Origin of the sequence: Acidithiobacillus ferriphilus (assembly GCF_018854775.1) — a bacterium.
GTDB lineage: Bacteria > Pseudomonadota > Gammaproteobacteria > Acidithiobacillales > Acidithiobacillaceae > Acidithiobacillus > Acidithiobacillus ferriphilus.
The window spans coordinates 1-6955 of record NZ_JAAZTY010000194.1 but is presented as its reverse complement, the minus strand read 5'-3'; the positions used below and the strand labels follow the sequence as shown (position 1 = coordinate 6955).

Below are 6955 nucleotides of genomic sequence, written 5' to 3'. Positions count from 1 at the left end.
TCGGACTACCAAGATCGGCTTCATGAATTACATCGGAAAACCGGTTTAGCCGGGTGTGCACATGGCGCTGCTGTGGCAAGGTCGCCCAATGTACCGCCAGTACCGGCGTGTCTGGATGCCGTCCACCGGCGATTAGGCCGCTCTGGATCTCCGTTGTCTGTGCCAGTCCCATGTAAATTACCAGTGTATCCGCAGCCTTTGCGAGATGGACCCAATCTATCGGAGGGCCCCCCGGGGCCGCATGTCCCGTTACGAATAGGACGGATTGGCTGATTGTGCGGTAAGTAAGTGGCATGCCGACAGCGGCAGCGGCGGCGATGCCACTGGTGATGCCGGGCACTACTTCATAGTCGATACCAGCCGTCCACAGGGCTATACATTCCTCACCACCGCGTCCAAAAATGAAGGGGTCACCACCCTTGAGGCGAACTACCCGCATGCCTTGCCGCGCGGCGTGAATCATGCGTGTCTGAATGCTCATTTGAGAAGTTGAGGGCTGACCGCCACGTTTGCCGACGTTCACCAATTTGGTATCTGGCCGTGCCATTGCCAGGATGCGGATATTAACCAGTGCGTCATGGAAGATAATGTCGGCCGTGCCCACAAGCGTGGCCGCCTTCAGGGTGAGGAGTTCCGGGTCGCCGGGGCCCGCCCCAACAATCCAGACTTTTCCAGCGCCGCCGTAACCAACTCCGCTCATAGACGAAACCGCTCCATTCCAGAAGCGTTGCGGCGAATCATCCCCGCCGCGACTGTTTGGTGGGTCACTTCATCAATCAGAATGAACGCACCGGTCGAGCGAATGGCGTCATACGCATCGGCGGCGAGCGGCTGCTGCACATTCAGCGTGATGCTGGCGATGTCATTCAGTCGCAGGGCATTGGCCGGGTGCTTCTGCTGCGTATTGACGTCGAGTAACGTATCGATTTCCGTGACGCGCGCGGTGACTTGCCTGGTCGTGTGTTTCAGCCAGTATTTGCGACGCAGATCGAGCGGATCCTCCGACAACCAGCAGACGTCGGCGGTGACGGTTTTGAGCAGGCTGGCCGGACGATCGGCGGACGCGAGCATGTCGCCGCGCGAAATATCCAGGTGTTCCTCCAGCAACAGCGTTACCGATTGGCCGACGACGGCCGATTCCAGCGACCGATCGAGTATCAGGATGTCTTTCACCGTCGCCGTCGATCCGCCTGGCTGCACTACCAGCCGGTCGCCCCTGCTGACTTTTCCGGCTTCGATACGGCCCATGTAACCGCGGAAGTCGTTGGCTTCGTGACCATTGTGGCGCGCCACCAGTTGTACCGGGAAACGCAGCGGTTCGTCATGGCATGCGTCATGGACGCTCAGGGATTCGAGCAGTTCGATCAGCGTCGGCCCCTGATACCAGCGCATCCTGTCGCCCGCAGTGACCACATTGTCGCCCGCCAGGGCGGACAACGGAATCGTGCGGATATCCTTCAGGCCCAGCCGTTGCGCGAATTCCCGGTATGCCTGTACGACACGGTCATACACCGCCTGGTCGTAATGCACCAGATCCATCTTGTTGATCGCGACCACGACATGCTCGATCTGCAGCAGGTGGGCTATGCTCGAATGGCGCTTGGTTTGCACCAGTAATTCCACACTGCCATCGTCGCCCAGCCGCACTTTCGAGACATCGATCAGGATGACGACGGCGTCGGCGGTGGATGCTCCAGTGACCATGTTGCGCGTGTACTGTTCATGGCCCGGGGTATCGGCGATGATGAACTTGCGCCGGGGCGTGGCGAAGTAGCGGTAAGCGACGTCGATGGTGATGCCCTGCTCGCGCTCGGCTTCCAGACCATCCGTCAGCAGCGACAAGTCGATCGTGTCGCCGGTCGCGCGCCGGTGCTTGGCGCGCGACATGGCACTCAGCTGGTCGGCGAAAATACCCTTGCTGTCGAACAGCAGGCGGCCGATCAGCGTGCTCTTGCCATCGTCTACCGAACCGGCAGTAATGAAGCGCAGCAAGCCGCGTTCTCTGGTCAGTTCCTGCAAAAACTGTTTGGGAATGGTCGCGCTCATCAGAAATATCCTGCCTTCTTGCGTTGTTCCATTGATGCTTCCGATGCCTGGTCATCCATCCGCGTCGCACCGCGTTCCGTGATTTTGGTCATGGCGGTTTCGGCGATGACGGCTTCGACGGTGGCGGCATCCGACGCCACCGGGCAGGTGCATGAAATATCGCCGACCGTGCGGAAACGCACGGTTTTGGTTTCTATCGCCTCGCCTTCTTGGGCCGGGGTCAGAGCGGTCAGCGGTACCAGAAAGCCGTTGCGTGAAATGACCTGGCGCTCATGGGCAAAATAAATCGGCGGCAGCGCCAGTTTTTCGCGGGCGATGTATTGCCAGACGTCCAGTTCGGTCCAATTGGAGATCGGGAACACGCGCATATTTTCGCCGGGATGAATGTGGGTGTTATATAAATCCCAGAGTTCCGGGCGCTGCGCCTTCGGATTCCATTGCCCGAACTCGTCGCGGAATGAAAAAATCCGCTCTTTGGCGCGCGCCTTCTCTTCGTCGCGACGGGCACCGCCGATGCAGGCATCGAACTGAAACTCAGCGATGGCCTCCAGCAGCGTGACGGCCTGCGCCGCATTACGCGAATCGCTTGCGGGGTTACGCAGGCGCACGGTGCCGCGCCGGATCGATTCCTCGACCGAACGCACGATCAGTCGTTCACCCAGTTCAGCAATGCGTCGGTCGCGGAATTCGATGACTTCAGCGAAGTTGTGGCCGGTATCGATATGCACCAGTGGAAATGGAAACCTGCCCGGACGGAAGGCCTTCTCGGCGATGCGCAGCAGCACCACCGAATCCTTGCCGCCTGAAAACAGCAGCGCCGGCTTGCCGCATTCGGCCGCAACCTCGCGCATGATGTGGATCGCTTCTGATTCCAGCCAGTCCAGATGGTGATTGCTGGCGGCATCAATAATGTGCTTTTCGACTGCAGTGTTCATTATATTTACCCTGACGTTTTTTGTGACGCTGCTGATTTGATGCGAATCACTTTGCCGTCAACGACATGCAAGCCGCATTCTCTGGTATCCGGACTTTCCCACCACCAACGACCCGCGCGGATGTCCTGGCCGGGGGAGATGGCGCGCGTGCAGGGGGCGCAACCGATGCTGGGGTAACCCTGATCATGAAGACGATTGTAGGGCAGCTCAAAATCACGGATATAATCCCAAACTTCCGCATGGCGCCAATCGGCCAGGGGGTTGAACTTGGGCAATTCATGGGTGGCGTCCCATTCCCGGACGGCGAGGTCCTGCCGCGAGAGCGCCTGCTCCCGACGCATCCCGGTCAGCCAGGCCCCTTTACCCTGCAATGCCCGCTGCAAGGGTTCGACCTTGCGCATATGGCAACAGGTCTTGCGCAATTTCTGGCTTTCATAAAAGGCGTTGGGCCCGTGTTCCCGGACATAGCGCTCCACTGCCCCGTGCTCCGGAAAATACACCTGAATGGGGAGGTGGTAGCGCTCCCGGGTTTCCTGCATCAGCCGGTAGGTTTCCTCCGGTAAACGGCCGGTATCGAGGGTGAATATCTCCATCCAGGGCGCATGCTTCGCAATCAGGTCCGTGAGCACCATGTCTTCCGCCCCAAAGCTGCTGGCAAAAGCCGCCGGGGCATACGGCGCATTGCGCAATGCCCCGAAAAGGAGGAGCACGTCCTGTATCTTGGTCTCTGCACTCATGGGTTCCTCACTGCCTCCCTGTGTGCAGGAGACCGGGATCTGGCGGTAATAAATCCTGTCGCCGGACAAAGTCCCCGAATGTCTCGCCGGGCCAGCGATGACCGGCAAATCGCTTCAACAGGGGCCGTAGGGTATCCAGCAGGGCTGCCTCGCCCATCGCCTCCCGGTAAAGGGTATTGAGGCGCATACCGGTCCGGTCGCCGCCCAGATAAAGATCGTAAAGGCCGGGCGCTTTGCCGACCAGGCCGATCTCCGCGAGATAGGGCCGGGCGCACCCGTTGGGGCACCCGGTCATACGCACTGTCAATGCTTCTCCTTCCAGACCGGTATCGGCAAGCAACGCCTCGATGCGATCCAGAAAAACCGGTAAATAGCGTTCGGCCTCGGCCATCGCCAAGGGGCAGGTGGGCAGCGCTACGCATGCCATCGCGTGGGTACGGACAGGGGTGAGATTCAGCAGTCTGTCGAGCCCGTATTCAGCAAGCACGGTTTCGACAACGGAGCGTTCCGCGGGGGAGATGCCGGCGATCAGTAGATTTTGATTGCAGGTCAGCCGGATTTCGCCATGGTGCAGACGGGCGAGTGCATCCAGCCCGCTGAGGAGCGGAATATCGCCATCGGCAACCCGGCCACCGGGTATGAAGAGGGTAAGGCAGGCTGTTCCGTCATCATTTTCGAGCCAGCCGAAGCGGTCTCCCGAAGTCTCGAAGTGGAACGGGCGTGGCGGGGCCAGCGGGAATCCGGTGCGTTGCTCCACCTCCGCCATGAAGCGATCCAAACCCATGCGGTCCACCGTGTATTTGAGCCGGGCATGGCTTCGATCACTCCGGTCCCCGTGGTCGCGTTGGGTGGTGAGCACGGCTTCGGCAACGGCCAACACTTGTCCGGGGGCGCAAAAACCGCAGACATCCGCCAGCCTCGGGTAGGTATCGGGTTTGTTGTGGCTGCGACCCAGGCCTCCCCCAACGCACACATTGAATCCCGCCAGTCGCCCCTCCTCGTGTATGGCGATGAACCCAAGATCCTGCGTGAACACGTCGACGTCGTTGTGCGGCGGCACTGCGATGGCAATCTTGAACTTGCGGGGCAGATAGCTGGGCCCGTACAGGAGATCCTCCTCCGGCGCGGTTATCTGCTGGCCGTCGAGCCAGATTTCATGATAAGCATGGCTCCGCGGCAGCAGGTGTTCGGCAATTTTCTGCGCCCAGCCGTATGCCTCGGCATGGAAGGCGGAGATCTGAGGGGCGGAACTGGCGATGACGTTGCGGTTGACATCGCCGCAGGCGCTGACCGTATCGAGCAGTGCCCGGTCGAGGGCTTGCAGCGTCGGCTGGAGATGCGGCTTGAGCAGTCCGTGAAATTGTATGCTCTGTCTGCTGGTGATACGCAGACCGCCATTGCCGTAGGTGCGGGCGATGTCGCCCAACGCCAGCCATTGTGCTCCGCTTAATACGCCACCCGGCAGGCGCAGCCGGGCCATGAATTGATACAGGGGCTCCAGTTTCTGCTGGTGGCGTTCCGCCCGCAGGTCGCGATAGTCCTGCTGGTAAATGCCGTGGAACTTGATGACCTGAACGTCATCTTCCGCCAGTGCACCGGTGACGGGATTGCGCAGACTCTCCCGCAACGTACCGCGCAGCCCCCGGCTCTCCGCCTTGATCCGTTCCACGTCGGAAAGTGCTTTGTCATTAATAGACATCTCGGTGGTATCTCCCCGTCTGTTTCAATTCCAGAATATATTCCTCGGCCTGAACCTGCGTGCGCCCGGCCGACTGAACGATATCCACCAGAGATTGCTGTACCGCCCTGCCCATCGCTTCGGCCCCGCAAACATACACGGCGGCACCTTCTTCAAGCCATGCGAATATGTCACCGGCACGCTCCCGTAAGCGGTCCTGGACATATATCTTGCGTTCCTGGTCGCGGGAGAAGGCAACGTCGAGCCGGCTGAGGTGCCCATCCTTGAGCCAGCGCAGCCACTCCCGCTGGTATAGAAAATCGGTGCTGAAGTGGCGGTCCCCGAAGAAAAGCCAGTTATTTCCTGCAGCACCCAGCGCCTCCCGTTCCTGCAGGAAGGAACGAAAGGGGGCCACCCCGGTTCCAGCCCCGATCATGATCATTGCCTGTCCGGAATCTTCGGGTAGCCGGAATTCGGCGTTAGGCTCGATAAATATGGGTACAGGCCGACCGATGGCGACACGATCCGCCAGAAATGTCGAGGCAATCCCCAGACGCTCCCGCCCGTGGCGGCTATAGCGGATGGCGGCGACCGTCAGGTGGATCTCGCCCGGAACGGCCAGAAGGCTGGAGGCGATGGAATACCGCCGCGGCGGCAAGGGCCGCAGGCAGTCAGCGAAGGATTGCGCGCCAAGCCCCTTGACGGGGTATTGCCCGACGACGTCGATGATTTCCCGGCCGTCTGTCCAGGTGCCGAGGCCGTTGACATCCCGTTCGGCAATCGCGCTTTGCAAAGCCTTCGCATCGCTCAGGCGCGCGTAACGCTCCAGAAATGGCCATGTGATTCTGGTGATTTCATAATGCGCGGCAAGGGCCTCCACCAGCGGCATTTCACCCTGCCTGGTCCGTACGGGAGCCTTGTGGTCCAGTTCGAGCCGGTCGAGCAGCTCTTCCACGAGTTGGGGCGGATTGCTTGGGGCAACGGAAACGATATCGCCTGGTGCATAGTGAAGACCAGATTCGTCGAGGTCCAGTTCGAAATGCCAGACTTCTCGGCTCGATCCGCGGCCCGAGAGATTCACCTTGTCCAGCAGAACGGCGGGGAAAGTGGCATGGCTCGAGTATCCCTGTTTTGGAGCGGGGGCGGGAAGCGATGCTGCCGGAGAGAAATCGCCAACGGTGAGGGCTTCCAGAACCTGCCCCATCCAGTATGTAACACGCTCTTCATAATCCACATCGCAATCGACACGGGGGACCAGGCAATGCGCACCAGCGGCCACCAAGGCAGCATCGAAATCTCTTCCGGTCTGGCAAAATCGAGGGTAACTCGCGTCGCCCAATGCCAGTACAGAGAAGCGGAGATGGCGCAAGTCCGGCGCTTGGCGGTCCGTCAAAAGGGCGTGCAGGTCACGGGCGCTGTCAGGGGGCTCGCCGTCGCCATGCGTGCTCACGATGATGAGCAGCGTGCGATCCCGCCGCATCTTGGCGCGACCATACGTCAGCATATCCTGGAGATCAGCCTGCATGCCTGTGGCTCGTACCTTGGTTACCAGAGCCTCC

The 6955-nt window shown here is 60.4% G+C and carries 6 protein-coding genes; all 6 read right to left on the bottom strand.

The window, feature by feature from the left end; genetic code table 11:
- On the bottom strand, positions 1-700 hold a 700-nt coding region (gene cobA, locus HF921_RS12005; protein ID WP_215893880.1), incomplete at its 3' end, for a uroporphyrinogen-III C-methyltransferase.
- Positions 697-2046, bottom strand: coding sequence for a sulfate adenylyltransferase subunit 1 (locus HF921_RS12000; protein ID WP_064219429.1), 1350 nt, complete (start codon positions 2044-2046; stop codon positions 697-699). The genes cobA and HF921_RS12000, both read right to left, overlap by 4 nt.
- On the bottom strand, positions 2046-2981 hold the full coding sequence (gene cysD, locus HF921_RS11995; protein WP_064219430.1) for a sulfate adenylyltransferase subunit CysD: 936 nt from the start codon (positions 2979-2981) through the stop codon (positions 2046-2048). The genes HF921_RS12000 and cysD overlap by 1 nt, the downstream gene beginning before the upstream one ends.
- A 5-nt stretch (positions 2982-2986) precedes the next feature.
- Entirely contained in the window at positions 2987-3718 is a 732-nt protein-coding gene (locus HF921_RS11990) for a phosphoadenylyl-sulfate reductase (RefSeq protein WP_064219431.1), read from the bottom strand.
- A 7-nt stretch (positions 3719-3725) separates the two neighbouring features.
- The gene (gene cysI / locus HF921_RS11985) at positions 3726-5417 is read right to left on the bottom strand and encodes an assimilatory sulfite reductase (NADPH) hemoprotein subunit (RefSeq protein WP_215893879.1); all 1692 of its coding nucleotides are present in this window, start codon (positions 5415-5417) and stop codon (positions 3726-3728) included.
- Positions 5407-6955, bottom strand: a 1549-nt coding sequence (locus tag HF921_RS11980) for a diflavin oxidoreductase (RefSeq protein WP_215893878.1), incomplete at its 5' end; no start/stop codon positions are given. The genes HF921_RS11980 and cysI, both read right to left, overlap by 11 nt.

Bases quoted from the DNA above. Each gene is read 5' to 3' on its own strand.
- HF921_RS11990 (WP_064219431.1), bottom strand. From the start codon at position 3,718: ATGAGTGCAGAGACCAAGATACAGGACGTGCTCCTCCTTTTCGGGGCA.
- cysI (WP_215893879.1), bottom strand. From the start codon at position 5,417: ATGTCTATTAATGACAAAGCACTTTCCGACGTGGAACGGATCAAGGCG.
- HF921_RS12000 (WP_064219429.1), bottom strand. From the start codon at position 2,046: ATGAGCGCGACCATTCCCAAACAGTTTTTGCAGGAACTGACCAGAGAA.
- cysD (WP_064219430.1), bottom strand. From the start codon at position 2,981: ATGAACACTGCAGTCGAAAAGCACATTATTGATGCCGCCAGCAATCAC.